The sequence below is a fragment of the Geodermatophilus sp. SYSU D01036 genome (assembly GCF_054050435.1).
The window spans coordinates 25,906-42,366 of sequence record NZ_JBJGZJ010000012.1 but is presented as its reverse complement, the minus strand read 5'-3'; the positions used below and the strand labels follow the sequence as shown (position 1 = coordinate 42,366).

The 16,461-nt window shown below is 74.9% G+C and carries 18 protein-coding genes and 1 pseudogene; 10 read left to right on the top strand and 9 right to left on the bottom strand.

All coding sequences use genetic code 11. The annotated features are described in order from the left end of the window. Both ACI8AR_RS13640 and ACI8AR_RS13635 read left to right on the top strand, forming a co-directional pair. Positions 1-1,209: a quaternary amine ABC transporter ATP-binding protein gene (locus tag ACI8AR_RS13640; protein WP_457051504.1), complete on the top strand. Its 1,209-nt coding sequence runs from the start codon at positions 1-3 to the stop codon at positions 1,207-1,209. Continuing rightward, positions 1,206-2,141 (top strand): ABC transporter permease, encoded by a 936-nt coding sequence (locus ACI8AR_RS13635; protein WP_457051503.1) that lies wholly within the window; start codon positions 1,206-1,208, stop codon positions 2,139-2,141. The genes ACI8AR_RS13640 and ACI8AR_RS13635 overlap by 4 nt, the downstream gene beginning before the upstream one ends. A gap of 11 nt (positions 2,142-2,152) precedes the next feature. Here ACI8AR_RS13635 and ACI8AR_RS13630 read toward each other — a convergent pair whose 3' ends face one another. Further along, positions 2,153-2,956, bottom strand: a complete 804-nt coding sequence (locus ACI8AR_RS13630; protein ID WP_457051502.1) for an exodeoxyribonuclease III — start codon at positions 2,954-2,956, stop codon at positions 2,153-2,155. Between the two features lie 215 nt (positions 2,957-3,171). On the opposite strand from ACI8AR_RS13630, the gene ACI8AR_RS13625 reads away from it, so the two are divergent. Beyond that, positions 3,172-4,758 carry an LCP family protein gene (locus ACI8AR_RS13625; RefSeq protein WP_457051501.1) on the top strand — a complete coding sequence of 529 codons (1,587 nt, stop codon included), beginning with the start codon at positions 3,172-3,174 and terminating at the stop codon, positions 4,756-4,758. Positions 4,759-4,780: 22 nt separating this feature from the next. Here ACI8AR_RS13625 and ACI8AR_RS13620 read toward each other — a convergent pair whose 3' ends face one another. Next, complete coding sequence (locus ACI8AR_RS13620; RefSeq protein WP_457051500.1) at positions 4,781-5,170, bottom strand: VOC family protein; 390 nt, start codon at positions 5,168-5,170, stop codon at positions 4,781-4,783. Beyond that, on the bottom strand, positions 5,155-5,451 hold the full coding sequence (locus tag ACI8AR_RS13615) for an ArsR/SmtB family transcription factor (RefSeq protein ID WP_456902916.1): 297 nt from the start codon (positions 5,449-5,451) through the stop codon (positions 5,155-5,157). Before ACI8AR_RS13615 ends, ACI8AR_RS13620 begins: the two co-directional genes overlap by 16 nt. A gap of 100 nt (positions 5,452-5,551) precedes the next feature. Between ACI8AR_RS13615 and ACI8AR_RS13610 the strand changes: the two genes are divergently transcribed. After that, entirely contained in the window at positions 5,552-5,773 is a 222-nt protein-coding gene (locus tag ACI8AR_RS13610) for a hypothetical protein (protein WP_457051499.1), read from the top strand. 69 nt (positions 5,774-5,842) lie between these two features. Beyond that, positions 5,843-6,043 (top strand): hypothetical protein, encoded by a 201-nt coding sequence (locus ACI8AR_RS13605; RefSeq protein ID WP_456927598.1) that lies wholly within the window; start codon positions 5,843-5,845, stop codon positions 6,041-6,043. A gap of 67 nt (positions 6,044-6,110) precedes the next feature. On the opposite strand, the gene ACI8AR_RS13600 is transcribed toward ACI8AR_RS13605, so the two are convergent. The 6 genes from ACI8AR_RS13600 to ACI8AR_RS13575 all read right to left on the bottom strand — a co-directional run bounded on the left by ACI8AR_RS13600 (position 6,111) and on the right by ACI8AR_RS13575 (position 13,283). Beyond that, positions 6,111-7,322, bottom strand: a complete 1,212-nt coding sequence (locus ACI8AR_RS13600; RefSeq protein ID WP_457051498.1) for an acyl-CoA dehydrogenase family protein — start codon at positions 7,320-7,322, stop codon at positions 6,111-6,113. A gap of 138 nt (positions 7,323-7,460) precedes the next feature. Next, the gene (locus tag ACI8AR_RS13595; RefSeq protein ID WP_457051497.1) at positions 7,461-7,898 is read right to left on the bottom strand and encodes a DUF4383 domain-containing protein; all 438 of its coding nucleotides are present in this window, start codon (positions 7,896-7,898) and stop codon (positions 7,461-7,463) included. A gap of 250 nt (positions 7,899-8,148) precedes the next feature. Then, the gene (locus ACI8AR_RS13590) at positions 8,149-9,795 is read right to left on the bottom strand and encodes a carbamoyltransferase family protein (RefSeq protein WP_457051496.1); all 1,647 of its coding nucleotides are present in this window, start codon (positions 9,793-9,795) and stop codon (positions 8,149-8,151) included. Positions 9,796-9,915: 120 nt separating this feature from the next. Continuing rightward, entirely contained in the window at positions 9,916-11,307 is a 1,392-nt protein-coding gene (locus tag ACI8AR_RS13585; RefSeq protein ID WP_457051495.1) for an amidase, read from the bottom strand. A 4-nt stretch (positions 11,308-11,311) separates the two neighbouring features. Further along, a complete protein-coding gene (locus tag ACI8AR_RS13580) occupies positions 11,312-11,512 on the bottom strand; it encodes a hypothetical protein (protein WP_457051494.1) in 201 nt (66 codons plus the stop codon). Between the two features lie 58 nt (positions 11,513-11,570). Then, positions 11,571-13,283: a RecQ family ATP-dependent DNA helicase gene (locus tag ACI8AR_RS13575; protein ID WP_457051493.1), complete on the bottom strand. Its 1,713-nt coding sequence runs from the start codon at positions 13,281-13,283 to the stop codon at positions 11,571-11,573. Between the two features lie 95 nt (positions 13,284-13,378). Between ACI8AR_RS13575 and ACI8AR_RS13570 the strand changes: the two genes are divergently transcribed. From ACI8AR_RS13570 to ACI8AR_RS13550, 5 genes and pseudogenes are all read left to right on the top strand, one after another. Then, a complete protein-coding gene (locus tag ACI8AR_RS13570; protein WP_456937536.1) occupies positions 13,379-13,774 on the top strand; it encodes a TOBE domain-containing protein in 396 nt (131 codons plus the stop codon). Between the two features lie 42 nt (positions 13,775-13,816). Beyond that, complete coding sequence (gene modA, locus ACI8AR_RS13565; RefSeq protein ID WP_457051492.1) at positions 13,817-14,593, top strand: molybdate ABC transporter substrate-binding protein; 777 nt, start codon at positions 13,817-13,819, stop codon at positions 14,591-14,593. Continuing rightward, the gene (gene modB, locus ACI8AR_RS13560) at positions 14,590-15,387 is read left to right on the top strand and encodes a molybdate ABC transporter permease subunit (protein ID WP_456937538.1); all 798 of its coding nucleotides are present in this window, start codon (positions 14,590-14,592) and stop codon (positions 15,385-15,387) included. The genes modA and modB overlap by 4 nt, the downstream gene beginning before the upstream one ends. Continuing rightward, positions 15,342-15,860: pseudogene (locus tag ACI8AR_RS13555) on the top strand (ATP-binding cassette domain-containing protein); the annotation flags it as partial. The gene modB and the pseudogene ACI8AR_RS13555, both read left to right, overlap by 46 nt. 120 nt (positions 15,861-15,980) lie before the next feature. Continuing rightward, positions 15,981-16,436 (top strand): TOBE domain-containing protein, encoded by a 456-nt coding sequence (locus ACI8AR_RS13550; protein ID WP_456930123.1) that lies wholly within the window; start codon positions 15,981-15,983, stop codon positions 16,434-16,436. Positions 16,437-16,461: the final 25 nt, after the last annotated feature.

Below are 16,461 nucleotides of genomic sequence, written 5' to 3'. Positions count from 1 at the left end.
GTGACCGCGCCGGTGCTGCGCGTCTCGGGCCTGACCAAGGTCTTCGGGGCGCGCGAGCAGGAGGCCCTGCGGCTGGCCGGGGAGGGGCTCGGGCGCGACGAGATCCAACGGCGCACCGGGGCGACGCTCGCGGTCCACGACGTCAGCTTCGCCGTCGGGCGCGGTGAGCTCTTCGTCGTCATGGGGCTGTCGGGGTCGGGCAAGTCCACGCTGGTCCGCCTGCTCAACCGGCTGATCGAGCCCAGCGCCGGCACCGTGGAGGTCGAGGGCCGGGACCTGCGGGCGCTCGACGACGCGCAGCTGCGCGCGGTGCGCAACGAGAAGATGAGCATGGTCTTCCAGCACTTCGCACTGATGCCGCACCGCACGGTCCGGGAGAACGCGGCCTACGCGCTCAAGGTCCGCGGCGCGAGCGCGGCCGAGCAGCGCGAGCGGGCGGACTGGGCGCTGGGGACGGTGGGGCTGCTCGAGCGGGCCGAGGCCCGGCCGGCCGAGCTGTCCGGCGGCATGCGCCAGCGCGTGGGCCTGGCCCGCGCGCTGGCCGCCGACTCGGAGGTGCTGCTCATGGACGAGCCGTTCTCCGCGCTGGACCCGCTGATCCGCCGCGACATGCAGGACCTGCTGGAGCGGCTGCAGGCGGAGCTGGCGAAGACCATCGTGTTCATCACCCACGACCTCAACGAGGCCATGCGGCTCGGCGACCGGATCCTCATGCTCAAGGACGGGCGGACGGTCCAGCTCGGCACCGGGCCGGAGATCATCTCGGCGCCCGCCGACGACTACGTCGCCGACTTCACCTCCGACGTCGACCGGACCCGGGTGCTCACCGCCGGCGATCTGCTCCGCGAGCCCCGGCTGACCGCCCGGCTCGGCGACGCACCCGGCGACGTGCTCAAGGCGCTGGGCGCGGCGGAGGCCACCGGCGTCTACGTCCTCGACGACGGCGGGCGGATCACCGGCGTCGCCCGCGACGACCTGCTCGCCCGCGCGGTGCAGGAGGGCCGGCCCGCGCTCAGCCCGCGCGAGCTGGTCCCCGACCACGCGACCATCGCCGCCGACCGCCCGGTCGTCGAGTTCGTGCACCTGGTCGGGCAGCACCCCGTGCCGCTCGGCGTCGTCGACGACGCCGGGCGGCTGCTCGGCGTCGTCCCGCGGGCCGCGGTGCTCGACGCGCTGTCGGCCGTCCCGGTCCGGGGGAGGCGCCCGTGATCCCGCACATCCCGCTCGGCCAGTGGGTCGCCGACCTCATCGACTGGCTGCTCGCGACCGTCCCGTGGCTGTTCGACGCCATCTCGAACGTCATGCAGGTCCTCGTGGACCGGCTCACCGACGTGCTGGTCTCCCCGCCGCCGGTGGTGTGGATCGTGGTCTTCACGGTGCTCGCCCTGCTGCTGCGCGGCCCGTGGCTGGCGCTCTACACCGTGCTGGCGTTCCTGCTGGTGGTGTCGCTGGAGCTGTGGGTCGAGACGATGCAGACCCTCGCGCTGGTGCTGGTGGCCGCGGTCATCGCCGCGGCGATCGGGATCCCGCTCGGGATCCTGGCGGCCCGCTCCCGGGCGGTGAGCATGACGGTCCGGCCGGTGCTGGACTTCATGCAGACGCTGCCGGTGTTCGTCTACCTGATCCCCGCCGTCTTCTTCTTCGGCGTGGGCGTCGTGCCGGGCGTCGTGGCGACCATCCTGTTCGCCATCCCGCCGGGCGTGCGGCTGACCGAGCTGGGCATCCGGCAGGTCGACCGCGAGGTGGTCGAGGCGGCGCAGGCCTTCGGCGCCCGCCCGGGGCAGGTGCTGCGCGAGGTGCAGCTGCCGCTGGCGCTGCCGTCGATCATGGCCGGCGTCAACCAGGTGATCATGCTGGCGCTGTCCATGGTGGTCACCGCCGGCCTGCTCGGCGCGGCCGGTCTGGGCGCGGTGGTGGTGCGGGCGGTCACCCAGCTCGACGTCGCCAGCGGCTTCGAGGGCGGCCTGGCCGTGGTCCTGCTGGCCATCTTCCTCGACCGGTTGACCGCGTCGTTCGGGCAGCAGACCGCCCTGTCGCGGGCGCTGCGCCTCCGCCGCCGGCCCGCCGAGCGGGCTGGGGCGGCGCGGTCCGGCGAGCCCGAGGTCGCGTCGTCGCCCGCCGGGGCGGGCGTGACCACCTGACGGCGGCCGCCTCAGTCGGCGAGCTCGACCACCACGGGGGCGTGGTCGCTGGCGCCCTTGCCCTTGCGCTCCTCGCGGTCGATGAGCGCCCCGCTCACCCGGGCCGCCAGCGGCGGGGTGCCGAGCACGAAGTCGATCCGCATGCCCTCGCGGCGGGGGAAGCGCAGCTGCGTGTAGTCCCAGTACGTGTAGACGCCGGGACCGGGGGCCAGCGGCCGGACGACGTCGGCGTACCCGGCGTCGACGACGGCGCGGAACGCCTCCCGCTCGGGCACCGAGACGTGCGTCGAGTGCGCGAAGACGTTCATGTCCCACACGTCGTCGTCCTGGGGGGCGATGTTCCAGTCGCCGACCAGCGCGACCTGCGCGGCCGGGTCGGCGGCCAGCCAGCCGCCGGCCGCGGTGCGCAGCGCGGCCAGCCACTCGAGCTTGTAGTCGTAGTGCGGGTCGCCGAGCTGCCGGCCGTTGGGCACGTACAGGCTCCACACCCGCACCCCGCCGCAGGTGGCGCCCAGCGCGCGGGCCTCGGCGGCCGGCTCGGCACCCTCCTTGGCCGCCCACGTCGGCATGCCGGGGAAGCCCACCTCGACGTCGGCCAGCCCGACCCGGGAGACGACGGCGACGCCGTTCCACTGCGAGTGGCCGACGTGCGCCACCTCGTAGCCGAGCTCGGTGAACCGCTCCTCGGGGAACTGGTCGTCGCGGCACTTGGTCTCCTGCAGCGCCAGGACGTCGACGTCGCGGCGCTGCAGCCAGGCCGTCACCCGGTCGACCCGGGTCCGGATGGAGTTCACGTTCCAGGTGGCGAGGCGCACGGTCCCCGAGCCTAGGTGGCACCGGTGATGACCGGCGGAGCCCGTCCGGACACCCCGCGTGACCAGGGGAGACGCACCTCACGCCCGTTCGGGTGCCCGGGGTCGGTCCGGGGTAGGGAGACGCCCGTGACCGCCAGCCGAGAGTGGGATCATGGCCGGATGACCAGGACCCGTGGGAGCGAGACGAGCCGACCGGGTGCACCCCGGGTGCGTCCGTGAGCGAGGACGTCACCCGCCCGATCGGCGACGCGCCGTCCCTCCCGCCGGTGCCCGGGAGGGAGGAGGCCTCCCGCCCCGGGCGCGCCCGCCGGCAACGGCGCGAGTCGCGGTCCCTCGCGGCGGTGCTCGGCCTGACCGCCGCCAACGCCGTCGTCCCCGGGACCGCGTTCCTGGCCTCCGGACGGCGCCGCCTCGGCGCGGTCGTCCTGGTCCTGTTCGTGCTGCTCGTCGGCGCCGGCGTCTGGCTGGCCACCGCCGGCCGGCGCACCGCGGCGCGGCTGGCCGTCGACTCCACGTGGCTGACCTGGATCGTCGCCGCGCTGGTCGTGCTCGCGCTCGCCTGGGTCGCCGTCGTCGTCGCCGGCTACCGGTCGCTGCTGCCGCGGCACAGCTCCGCCCCGCGGCACGCCGTCGGCGCCGTCCTGGTGGCCCTCCTGGTCGCGGGGATCGCCTACCCGGCCTACCGGGTCGGGGAGGTCGTGGTGGCGCAGCGCGGCCTGCTCGACGGCCTGTTCGCCGACGACCGCGAGTCGGCCACCGTCGAGGACACCCCCGACCCGTTCGGCAGCAAGGACCGGGTGAACGTCCTGCTCCTGGGCGGCGACGGCGGCGAGGGCCGCGAGGGCGTGCGCACCGACACGGTCATCGTCGCCAGCGTCGAGACCGAGACCGGTGAGACGACGCTGTTCAGCCTGCCGCGGAACCTGGAGGACCTGCCCTTCCCGGCCGACAGCCCGCTGGCGGAGATCTACCCCGAGGGCTTCGAGTCGGGCAGCGAGAGCGAGAGCCTGCTCAACTCCGTCTACCGCAACGGGCCGGCCGACCACCCGGACGCCCTCGGCCCCACCGACGACCCCGGCGCGGACTTCCTCAAGCTCGGCGTCGGCGAGGCGCTCGGCCTCCACATCGACTACTTCGTGCTGGTCAACCTCGACGGGTTCAGCCGGCTGGTCGACGCGCTCGGCGGCATCACGGTCAACGTCAACTACTACGTGCCGATCAACGGCATCACCGGTGAGGAGCTGCCCGACGACTACATCGCGCCCGGGCGCAACCAGCACCTCGACGGGTACCTCGCCCTGCAGTTCGCCCGCGGCCGGTACGGGCTCACCGACTACGACCGCATGGACCGGCAGCGCTGCACCATCAAGGCGATCGTCGACGAGGCCGACCCGATCACCCTGCTCGAGCAGTACCAGGAGCTGGCCGCGACGACGCAGGACATCGTCAGCACCGACATCCCGCGGTCGGCGCTCGACGACTTCGTCGACCTGGCGTTCCTGGTCAAGGACGCCGAGATCCGCAGCGTCGTCTTCGACACCAGCCTGATCGACCCCGCGTACCCGGACTACGACCGGATGCGCCAGATCGTGCGCGACTCGCTCGACCCCGCGACGACGTCGGCCCCGCCGCCGGCGCCGGGTGACTCGGCGGCCGGCGCCGACGGCGACACCGGCGGGAGCCTGACCCCGGCGCCGCCGCCGGCCGCGCCGGCCACCGACGTCGGGGACGCCTGCGCCTACGACCCCGCCCAGGCCGAGGCGGCCCTCGCCGCCGGTGAGCCGCCGAGCCGCAACGGCTGAACGGAGGGCCCCGGCCGTCACGTCACCCGGTGGGGCTCGCGATCTGGACGAGGTTGCCGCAGGTGTCGTCGAGGACGGCGGTGGTCACGGGCCCCATCTGCAGGGGCTCCTGGGTGAACCGCACGCCCAGGGCCTTGAGCCGCGCGGTCTCGGCGTGCACGTCGGCGACGGTGAAGGAGTTGTACGGGATCCCGTCGGCCACCAGCGCCTCCTTCCACGGCCGCGCCGCGGGGTGGGCGTCGGGCTCGAGGACCAGCTCGACGCCGTCCGGCGCCTCGGGCGAGACGACGGTCAGCCAGCGGTGCTCGCCGAGCGGGACCTCGGTCTTCTTCACGAAGCCGAGCACCTCGGTGTAGAAGCGCAGCGCCTTCTCCTGGTCGTCGACCAGCACGCTGGTCAGGGTGATCCGCACGGGCCCTCCTCCGTGTCCAGCCGCCACCTCTCGACGATGGCGCGCAGCGGCGCGGTGTCCAGGTGGTGGAACTTGTAGCGACCCTCCCGCCGGGTCCGGACCAGGCCCGCCTGCTCGAGGACCTCGAGGTGCTGGGAGACGGCCTGGCGCGACGAGCCCACCCCGTGCCGCTGGATCAGCCGGGTGCACAGCTCGAACAGCGTCTGGCCGTCCCGGTCCTGCAGCTCGTCGAGCAGTGCGCGCCGGGTCGGATCGGCGAGGGCCCTGAACACGTCGCCCACGGCCGGACGATACGCAAGCGCACGCTTGCCTGTCCAGTGCCGCGGCGTCTGGTTGGCTCGGGTGGGGAGCCGGTCCGGGACCGGCGGGAACGGAGGCGACATGGGCGGCGGACCGGCACGGCCCGGGGACGGCGGGACGGCGGCGCGGCGCGAGCGGCTGGTGGCGCTGCTCGTCCTCGGCATCGGGGTGGTGCTGCTGCTGTCCTCGCCCACCTGGTTCGCCAGCGACCGGGGCGGCGTCGGCGTCTCCCAGCTGTTCGTGGGCGTCGTCCTCCTCGCCGTCGGCGCCTTCCTCCTGCGGCGGTCGCGCTCGGTCCGCTGACGTTGCGGCGCCGGGGTGACCGGCACCACACTCCGGGGGACCCAGCGGGCCCCAGGACGGAGGACGCACGTGAAACTGGAGAAACGGCACCTGCTCGAGATCCTGCGCACCGAGGGCGACCACCACACCGCGGACGCGGTGGAGAGCCGGTTGCCCGACGAGATCGACACCGACCGGGACGCCGACGCGCTGTCCGGCGTCGGCCTGGACCGCACCCAGTTGCTCGCCAAGCTGGCCGCCGGGGGCTTCGGGACGACGCTGTCCCCCTGAGCCGCCCAGGACGTGCGACGGGCCGGCACCCCGCAGGGGTGCCGGCCCGTTCGGCGTTCCGCTGTCCTCAGCCCACGTACGGACGCTCGCGGGCGAGCTCCTCCTTGGCCACCGAGCGCAGGTGCACCGCGTCCGGGCCGTCGGCGATGCGCAGCGTGCGGGCCGAGGCGTAGAAGCGGGCGAGCACGGTGTCGTTGCTGACGCCGGCGCCGCCGTGCACCTGGATGGCCCGGTCGATGACGTCGCAGGCGACGTTCGGCGCGATCACCTTGATGGCGGCGATCTCGGTCCGGGCGCCCTTGGCGCCGTACTTGTCGATGAGGTCGGCGGTGCGCAGCACGAGCAGCCGGGCCTGGTCGATCTCCATGCGCGAGCGGGCGATGGTCTCGCGGATCGTGCCCTGCTCGGCCAGCGGCCGGCCGAAGGCGACCCGCTTCTGCGCGCGGTCGACCATGAGCGCCAGCGCCCGCTCGGCCATGCCGAGGGCGCGCATGCAGTGGTGGATGCGGCCGGGGCCCAGCCGCGCCTGGGCGATCATGAAGCCGTCGCCCTCGCCGGCGAGGATGTTGCCCACCGGCACCCGGACGTCGGTCAGCCGCATCTCGGAGTGGCCGTGCTGGTCCTGGTACCCGAACACCGGCAGGTGCCGGATGATCTCCAGGCCCGGCGTGTCGCGCGGCACCAGGACCATCGACTGCTGCCGGTGCGGGGCGCCGTCGGGGTCGGTCTTGCCCATGAGGATGAAGATCTGGCAGCGCTCGTCGGCGGCGCCGCTGGTCCACCACTTGCGGCCGTTGATCACGTACTCGTCGCCGTCGCGGACGATCGACGTCTGGATGTTGCGGGCGTCGGAAGAGGCGACGTCGGGCTCGGTCATCGCGAACGCCGAGCGGATCTCGCCCTCGAGCAGCGGCTCGAGCCAGCGCTGCTTCTGTTCGGGCGTCCCGAACATCATCAGCGTCTCCATGTTGCCGGTGTCCGGGGCGCCGCAGTTGGTGGCCTCGGGGGCGATCGTGGGCGACCAGCCCATGATCTCGGCGACCGACGCGTACTCGAGGTTGGTCAGCCCCCCGAGCTCGTGGTGGAAGAGGTTCCAGAGGCCGCGGGCGCGGGCCTCCTTCTTCAGCTCCTCGAGCACCGGCGGGTGCTCGTGGTTGTCGTGGCCGCGCTCGGCGCGCCACGCCTCGTACACGGGCTCGGCGGGGAAGACCTGCTCACGCATGAAGTCCCACATCCGGCCGCAGACGTCCTCGGCTCGGGCGGAGAGGGCGAAGTCCATGCCCCGGAAGGTAGCCCGCCGCGTGACCGGCGTCGCACCGGGGTCGCGCGCCGTCCGGGTCCCGGAGACGGCGGGGGCCGGGTCCCCGCCGCGTGGCGGGGCCCGGCCCCCGGTGGGCCCCCGTCCGGGGGCCGCGGATCAGGCGCGCGAGGCGCGGACGGCCGAGGTGACCGGGCCGAGGGCGATCACCAGGCCGACGACGGCGGTGGCGACGTGCAGGACGTTGTCCGCGGCGTTGATGTTGAGGAAGTCCCAGTCCTCGCCGATCGCGAGCAGGCCGTAGACGAAGGCCGCGCCGTAGCCGACGGCGAGCAGCCAGCCGTAGGTGCGGGCGCCGGCCAGCGTGCGCGACAGCAGGATGCCGGCCAGGCCGATCACGACGTGCACGACGTTGTGCAGCGGGTTGATCATGAAGAACAGGAGCATCTCGTCCTGCCCGCTGCTGGCGAAGCCGTCGAAGCCGGTGATGAAGAAGCCGACGATGCCGACGAGCAGGTAGACGACGCCGAAGGCGAGCGCGAGCGTCTGGGGCCAGGCCATCGCCGGCCGGGCGCCGGTGTTCCCCGTGGTGGCCATTGGTTCCTCCGTCTGTGGGTGGGTCGCCGCCTGCCGGCGGGCACTGGGTGTCGCCTACCCCGGGGTGACGGCCGGTAACGGCACTCCCTCGTCCGGGCGAGGGCCGTTGCCGGATCGTCACCGTCGCGGCGGGCGGTGCACCCGGTCTTCGGACGCCGCGGCCGATCCGGTTCGCCGGTCACCCGGTGGAGGGGGCGGGGAACGCGCAGGGCCCCGCGCCGGCGGCGCGGGGCCCTGCGGGAGGGAGCGGTCAGGGGCGCGGCGTCCGCCTCGGCCGGCGGACGACGAACGGGCCGATGGCCAGCAGGTCGACCGGGGCCGAGCCGAAGCACTCCAGGGCGTCGCGGGGGTCGTCGACCATCGGGCGCCCGGCGGTGTTGAGGCTGGTGTTCACCACCACCGGCAGCCCGGTGCGCCGCTCGAACGCCGAGATCATCCGGTGCACCAGCGGCTCGGTCCCCGGGTCGATCGTCTGGATGCGCGCGGTGCCGTCGACGTGGGTGACCGTGGGGATGCGGTCCTTCCACTCCGGGGCGACGTCGTGCACGAACAGCATGTACGGCGAGGGGATCGGCCCGCGGCTGAAGATCTCCGGCGCCTTCTCCAACAGCACCATCGGCGCCACGGGGCGGAACTGCTCGCGCCCCTTGACGTCGTTCATCCGCTCGAGGTTGGCCTCGTATCCGGGGTGGGCGAGCAGGGAGCGGTGGCCCAGCGCCCGCGGACCGTACTCGCTGCGGCCCTGGAACCAGGCCACGATCCCGTTGTCGGCGAGCACCTCGGCGACGGCCTCGGCGACGTCGTCGGGACGCTCGTAGTCGATGGCGGCGGTCTGCAGCCAGCGCTCGATCTCGTCGTCGCTCCAGCCGCGGCCCAGCGCCGCACCCGGCATCGGCTCGGTGCGCTCGCCCAGCTTGGCGGCGACGTGCAGGGCGGCGCCGAGGGCGGTGCCGGCGTCGCCGGCGGCCGGCTGCACCCAGACCCGCTCGAACGGGCTCTCGGCGAGGATGCGGGTGTTGGCGACGCAGTTGAGCGCGGTGCCGCCGGCCATCGTCAGGGTCTTCTCGCCGGTCTGCTCGTGAACCCAGCGGGCGAGGTCGACCAGCACCTCCTCCAGCCGCGTCTGCACGCTGGCGGCGAGGTCGGCGTGGTCCTCGGTCCACTGCTCGTCCTTGCCCAGGCGCGGCGCGAACTCGGAGAAGTCGATCCGCTCGGTGACGAAGCCGCCGTCGCCGGTGGCGCGGATGAGCTCGGACAGCTCGCCGAGGAAGCGCGGCTTGCCGTAGGAGGCCATCGCCATGACCTTGAACTCGTCGGAGCTGCGCAGGAAGCCGAGGTGGTCGGTGAGCTCCTCGTACATCAGGCCCAGCGAGTGCGGCAGCGCCTGCCCGGCGAGGATCTCCAGCTGCCCGTCGACGTAGCGGCCGGCGAGGTGGCTGTGCGCCTCGCCGCGGCCGTCGAGCACCAGGACGGCGTTGTCGCGCTGCGGCGCGGCCTTGCCGGCGGAGGCCGCGTGCGCGACGTGGTGCTTGACGAAGCGGACCTTGGCGGGGTCCAGGCCGGGGAGGGCGTGCGCGAGGAAGTCCGGCGCCATCTCGGCGTACCGCTTGCGCATGGTGTCGCCGTCGTCGAACAGGCCCGAGTCCTCCGGCGTGCCCATGAGCGCCGGGTCGAAGGAGTAGGCGACGGCGTCGAGCTCCTCGGGGCGGATGCCGGCGTGCTCCAGGCACCACGCGGCGGACAGCTCGGGCAGCTCCCAGGCGCTCCACGGCAGGGGGCGCTTGCCGTGCTTGCGCCGGCTGAAGCGTTCCTCCTCGGCCGCGGCCACGACCTTCCCGTCGACGACGAGCGCCGCCGCCGGGTCGTGGTAGATGGCGTTGATGCCGAGGACCTTCACGTGCGCTCTCCTCCCGCACCGGGCGACGCACCCGCTGCACTGGCCTTGATCATCGACTCGTCCCCGCGGTCCCGCAGGGCGAGCCCCCGATGCGGTGACGGCCCCCGGGTCCCCGCCCGGCTAGAGGGGCGGGCGGCGGCTGCCCCAGTCCGTCGCCGACTCGTAGGTCTGGCCCACGCGCAGCACGCCCGCCTCGTCGAAGGGCCGGCCGATGAGCTGCAGCCCGATCGGGAGCCCGGACGAGGTGAACCCGCACGGCACCGACAGTGCCGGCAGGCCGGTGACGTTGCCCGGCGCCGAGTGGCCGACCCAGGCGTCGATCACCGCCTTCTCCCTCCCGCCGGGGAAGGTGAACGTCCGCTGCCCCACCTCCGCCGCGGCGGCGGGCAGGGTCGGGCACACGAGCGCGTCGATGCCCTCGAAGGCGCGGCGGAACGCCTGCTGCACCAGCGTGCGGACGCGCAGCGCCTTGATGTACTGCGTGGCGAGCACCGTCTCGCCGGCCTCGAGGAAGACCCGGACGTCGTCGGTGTAGAGGTCCCCGGACTCCCGCAGCATCTCCTGGTGGTAGGCGCTCGCCTCGGGCACGAGGACCCCGAACTCGACGGCCATCATCTGGTCGGCGTAGGGGATCTCCACCTCCCGAAGCCGGGCACCCCGGGCCTCGAGGACGCCGATGGCCTCCCGGACGGCCGCCTCCACCTCCGGGTCGACGTCGTCGAAGAAGTAGTTGGCCGGGACGCCGAGCGTCAGGCCGCCGACCCCGGCGTCCAGGTCCGCCGTGTAGTCGGGGACCGGCTCCCGGGCGGAGCCCGGATCGCGGGCGTCGAAGCCGGCGATCGCCTGCAGCGTCAGGGCCGCGTCGCGCACCGTGCGGGTGAGCGGTCCGGCGTGGTCGAGCGACCAGCACAGGGACGTGATGCCGTGGCGGGGCACCCGGCCGTAGGTCGGCTTGAGGCCGACGGTGCCGCACACCGACGCCGGGATGCGGATCGAGCCGCCGGTGTCCGTACCCATCCCCACCAGGCACTCCCCGGCGGCCACGGCGGCGCCGGACCCGCCGCTGGAGCCACCCGGCACGCGACCGGTGTCCCAGGGGTTGCGGGTCGTCGGCGTCAACACGCCGTAGGCGAACTCGTGGGTGTGCGTCTTCCCCACCACGACGGCGCCCGCGTCACGGAGCCGCGCGACGACGGCGGAGTCCTCCGTCGCGACGTGCTCGGACCGGACCGCGGAACTGGAGGTCGTCGGCAGGCCCGCGACGTCGTAGAGGTCCTTGATCCCCACCGGGATGCCGTGCAAGGGCCCGCGGTGGTCGCCGCCGGCGATCTCCCGCTCTGCCTGCCGTGCCGCCTCCAGCGCCTGCTCGGCGGTGACGACGACGAAGGCGTTCAGCCGGTCCTCGACCGCCTCGATGCGGTCGAGCACGGACTGCACGAGCTCGACCGGGGACAGCGTGCGCTGCTCGATCCGGCGGGCGGCCTCGGCGATGCTGAGCTCGGAGGGCTCCACGACCTCACTCCCACCGCGCGTCGAAGGCCGAGGCCGGCGGCGTCTCGCCGACCGGGACCTGGTCGAGGCTGTCGTACAGCCCGTGGACCATGGTCACGGCGGGGCCCGCTGCGGCCCGCCGCTCGGTGCTGAGGTCCAGGCGGGCGTGCGCGAGCAGCTGGTCGAACGCCTCGTCGCCGAGCGGCGACCGGTCTGTCGAGGCCACGGGCCACCTCTTCCGGGTCAGGTGTGACGAAGGGCACAGCATGCCCGAGGCCGGGCGCTCAGGCGCCGCGGACCTGCAGGAGGTCGTTCTCCTCGACGGCCTTGAGCGCCAGGGTCTTGTAGCCGACCTCCTCGAACAGGACGACGACGCGGTCGTCCTCCACCCGCATCACCACACCGGGACCCCACTCGGTGTGCGTCACGGGGGTCTCGGGGGGGAACGGGGTGTCGGCGTCGCCGCCGGCCGGCTGCTCCTGGGAGGTGCCGGCCGAGCAGTTGTCGCAGTTGCCGCAGGGCTCCTCGAGCTGCTCGCCGAAGTAGCCGAGCAGGTACTGGCGTCGGCACCCGGTGGTCTCGGCGTAGCCGCGCATCATCTCGACGCGGCTCTGGTCGACCCGCTCGTGGTGCTCGGCGAGCTCGCGCGCGGCGGCGGCCGCCTCGCCGGGGGGCGGCGCGCCCTCGGCGGGGTGCGCGGCGCCCTCCTCGTCGAGGACGACCGCCGACACCTGCTCGAGCAGGTTGAGGTCGCGGGCCAGCGGGGTGGCGCCGCGGCCGGTCTCCTCGCGCAGCTTCCGCACGTCGACGCCGTCCTCGACGCCGGCGGCGGGCGCGGCGGCGACCAGCCCGGCGACCTGCTGGAGCTCCTCCTCGGCGGGGGCGCCGGCGGCGAAGAAGCGGCGCAGGCCGAGGTCCTCCTGCCGGTAGACCAGCACCGCGAGCGCGGGGTCGCCGTCGCGGCCGGCCCGGCCGATCTCCTGGTAGTAGCTGTCGATCGAGTCGGCGGGCTCGGCGTGGACGACGAAGCGGGTGCCGGGCTTGTCGATGCCCATCCCGAACGCCGTGGTGGCGACGACGACGTCGAGCTCGTCCTCCATCCACGCGCGCTGGGTGTCCTCGCGCTCGCTCTTCCTCAGGCCCGCGTGGTACGGCCGCGCCCGCAGCCCGCGCTCGGTGAGCGCCTCTGCCACCTCGAGGGTGCCCTTGCGGGTGGCGCTGTAGACGATGCCGGGCCCGCGGCCGGCCTCGACCTCGGCGACCGTGCGGTCGACGACGGCGGTGCGCTTGGCGGTGGCGTCGGCGTGGTGGTCGACCTCGAGCCGGATCTCCGGCCGGTCGAACCCGGCGACGACGACCTCGGGGTCGCGCATCGCCAGCCGCTCGACGATCTCGGCGCGCACCGGCGGGGCCGCGGTGGCGGTCAGGGCGAGGACCGTCGGGTGGTCCAGCTGCTCGACCACCTGCCCCAGGCGCAGGTAGTCCGGCCGGAAGTCGTGGCCCCAGGCCGACACGCAGTGCGCCTCGTCGACGACGAACAGCGCCACCCCGGCCTCGCGGATCGCGTCGACCACCTCGGGCTTGGTCAGCTGCTCGGGGGCGAGGAGGAGGAAGCGGACCGTCCCGTCGGCCAGGCCCTCGAGCGCGGCGCGCTGGTCGCCGGCGGACAGACTGGAGTTGAGCTGCGCGGCGCGGCCGGCGTCGTCGCCGAGCTCCTCCAGCCGCTCCACCTGGTCGCGCTGCAGGGCGATCAGCGGCGAGACGATCACGACCGGGCCGTCGAGCAGCTGCCCGGCGACCTGGTAGACCGCGCTCTTCCCGGCGCCGGACGGGAGCACCGCCAGCGTGTCCCGCCCGGACAGCACGGCCTGCATGGCCCGTTCCTGGCCGGGGCGGAACTCCTCGAAGCCGAGGACGTCGCGGGAGACCTCGCGCAGACGGCGGGTGCGGACCGCGGCCGAGCCGCCGGCGGGGTTGTCGCTGGGGGTGCGTGACACCGGCTGCCGCTGCCCGGGCGCCGTGATCGGCAAACGGAGGCGGGGTGTCGGCGTCCCCACGTGGGCGCGGCGTGCGCGCACGTAGGGTCCCCGGCGTGAGCGCGAGCTACCGGATCGCCGAGGCCGCGGCGCTGCTCGGGGTCAGCGACGACACGGTGCGCCGGTGGATCGACAGCGGCCGGCTGCCGGCGTCGCGCGAGGGCGGCGGCCCGGCGCACGTCGGCGGCGCCGACCTCGCCCGCCTGGCCACCGAGCTGCACGAGGCGCCCGAGCCCGGCACCACCCGCGGGTCCTCGGCGCGCAACCGGCTCGCCGGCATCGTCACCCGGGTCCTGCGCGACACGGTCATGGCGCAGGTGGAGATCCAGGCCGGGCCGTTCCGACTGGTCTCGCTCATGTCCCGCGAGGCGGCCGACGAGCTGGGCCTCGAGGTCGGCGTCCGCGCCGTCGCCACGGTCAAGGCGACGCAGGTGAGCGTCGACGTCCCGTAGGAGTCCCGCACCTGCGGACCGGGAGGGGCTACTGTCCCGCGCATGCGGGGACGGGTCGGTGCGGTGCTGGCCGCGGTGGCGCTCGGCGCCGCCGGGTGCGGGGGAGGGGCCGGCGCCAGCCCGGCCGGGGACGACGGCGGCCCCACCGGCACGCTCACCGTCTTCGCCGCCGCCTCGCTGACCGACGTCTTCACCGACCTCGGGCAGCGGCTGGAGGAGGAGAACGCCGGGCTGGCCGTGCAGTTCAACTTCGCCGGCAGCTCGGCGCTGGCCACCCAGCTGACCCAGGGCGCCCCGGCCGACGTCTTCGCCTCGGCCAACGGCGCCCAGATGTCGGTGGTGACCGACGCCGGCCTCGCCGACGGCGACCCGACCGTGTTCACCGCCAACGTCCTGCAGGTCGCCGTGCCCGCGGGGAACCCGGCCGGGGTCACGGGCCTCGACGACTTCGCCCGCGAGGACCTCACGATCGCCGTCTGCGCGCCGGAGGTGCCCTGCGGCGCGGCCGCGGCGGACGTCTTCGCCGCCGCGGGCGTGACGCCGCGCCCGGACACCCAGGAGGAGGACGTCCGCGCCGCGCTGACCAAGGTGGAGCTCGGCGAGGTCGACGCCGCGCTGGTGTACGCCACCGACGTGGCCGCCGCCGGGGACGCCGTCGAGGGCGTCTCCGTCCCAGAGGCCGAGGACGCGGTCAACGACTACCCGCTGTGCACGCTCACGGGCGCCCCCAACCCGGAGGCGGCGCGGGCCTTCGTCGACCTGGTCCTGTCCGGGGAGGGGCAGCGCGCGCTGGCGGACGCGGGCTTCCGGGCGCCGTGAGGCGGGCCCGCACGCCGGCGCCCCTGCTGGTCCCCGCCGCCCTCGCCGTCGCCTTCCTCGTCCTGCCCCTGGCCGGGCTGCTCGTCCGCGCGCCCTGGCCGCAGGTGCCCGCGCTGCTCGCCGAGCCGGGCGTCGGGCAGGCGCTGCGGCTGTCGCTGGTGTCCGCGACGCTGGCCACGCTGGTCTCCGTCGTCCTCGGCGTGCCGCTGGCCTGGGTGCTGGCCCGCTCCCGCGCCCGCGGGCGGGCGGTGCTGCGCGCCCTGGTGACCGTGCCGCTGGTGCTCCCGCCGGTGGTCGGCGGCGTCGCGCTGTTCCTCGTGCTGGGCCGCCAGGGGATCGTCGGGCGCTGGCTCGACGAGGCGTTCGGGATCACGATCCCGTTCACCACCGCGGCGGTGGTGATCGCCGAGACGTTCGTGGCGATGCCGTTCCTCGTGGTCAGCGTCGAGGGGGCGCTGCGGGCCGCGGACGCCCGGTTCGAGGACGCCGCGGCCACCCTCGGCGCCGACCGCTGGACCACCTTCCGCCGGGTCACCCTGCCGCTGGTGGCGCCGGGCGTCGCCGCCGGCGCGGTGCTGTGCTGGGCGCGGGCGCTGGGCGAGTTCGGCGCCACGATCACCTTCGCCGGCAACTTCCCCGGGACGACGCAGACGATGCCGCTCGCGGTCTACCTCGCCCTGCAGCGCGACCCGGACGCGGCGATCGTGCTGTCGCTGGTGCTGCTGGCCGTCTCGGTGGCCACCCTGCTGCTCCTGCGCGACCGCTGGCTGGGGCGCACGGGGGTGGCCCCGTGACCCTGGAGGCGCGGGTCCGCGTCCGCCGCGGCCCGGTGACCGTCGACGTCGCCCTCGACGTGCCCGACGGCGAGGTGCTCGCCGTCCTCGGGCCCAACGGCGCGGGCAAGTCCACGCTCCTGCGGGTGCTGGCCGGCCTGCTGCCGCCCGACGGCGGGCGGGTCGTCGTCGACGGGACCGTGTGGGACGACGTCGACGCCGGCGTGCAGCTGCCCGCGCACCGGCGCCCGCTCGGGATGGTGTTCCAGGACCACCTGCTCTTCCCGCACCTGTCCGTGCTGGACAACGTGGCGTTCGGGCCGCGCACCCGCGGGGCGTCGAAGGCGCAGGCGCGCCGCGCCGCGGCCGCGTGGACCGAGCGGGTGGGCCTGGCCGGCCTCGGCGACCGGCGACCGGCGCAGCTGTCCGGCGGGCAGGCGCAGCGGGCGGCCCTGGCCCGCGCGCTGGTCGGCGACCCGGCGCTGCTGCTGCTCGACGAGCCGCTGTCGGCGCTGGACGCCCGCACCCGGCTCGCCGTCCGCGCGGAGCTGCGCCGGCACCTGGCCGACTACGGCGGCAGCACCGTGCTGGTCACGCACGACCCGGTGGACGCCATGGCGCTGGCCGACCGGGTCGTCGTGGTGGAGGACGGCCGGGTGGTGCAGGCCGGGACGCCGGCCGACGTCAGCCGGCACCCCCGCACCGACTACGTCGCGCGGCTGGTCGGGCTGTCCCTGCTGCCGGGCACGGGGGAGGGGACGGCGGTGCGGCTCGACGGCGGCGGCGTGGTGGCGGTGGCCGAGGAGACCGCGGGTCCGGTGTTCGTCGCCGTCCGCCCGGAGTCGGTGGCGCTGTACCCGGTCCGGCCCGAGGGCAGCCCGCGCAACGTCTGGCCCGCGCGGGTGGCCGGGGCGACGCCGCACGGCGCCACGGTCCGCTGCGAGCTCGACGGCGAGGTGCCGCTGGTCGCCGACGTCACCGCGACCGCCTTCGCCGAGCTCGGGCTGGCGCCGGGCTCGCCGGTGTGGGCGGTGGTCAAGGCCTCCGAGGTCGCCGTCTACGCCCGCTGAGACGGCAGAGATGGCCATTTCTGTC

Bases quoted from the DNA above. Each gene is read 5' to 3' on its own strand.
- ACI8AR_RS13550 (WP_456930123.1), top strand. From the start codon at position 15,981: ATGGCGCTGGCCGACCGGGTCGTCGTGGTGGAGGACGGCCGGGTGGTG.
- ACI8AR_RS13610 (WP_457051499.1), top strand. From the start codon at position 5,552: ATGGGCGGCGGACCGGCACGGCCCGGGGACGGCGGGACGGCGGCGCGG.
- modA (WP_457051492.1), top strand. From the start codon at position 13,817: ATGCGGGGACGGGTCGGTGCGGTGCTGGCCGCGGTGGCGCTCGGCGCC.
- ACI8AR_RS13600 (WP_457051498.1), bottom strand. From the start codon at position 7,322: ATGGACTTCGCCCTCTCCGCCCGAGCCGAGGACGTCTGCGGCCGGATG.
- ACI8AR_RS13595 (WP_457051497.1), bottom strand. From the start codon at position 7,898: ATGGCCACCACGGGGAACACCGGCGCCCGGCCGGCGATGGCCTGGCCC.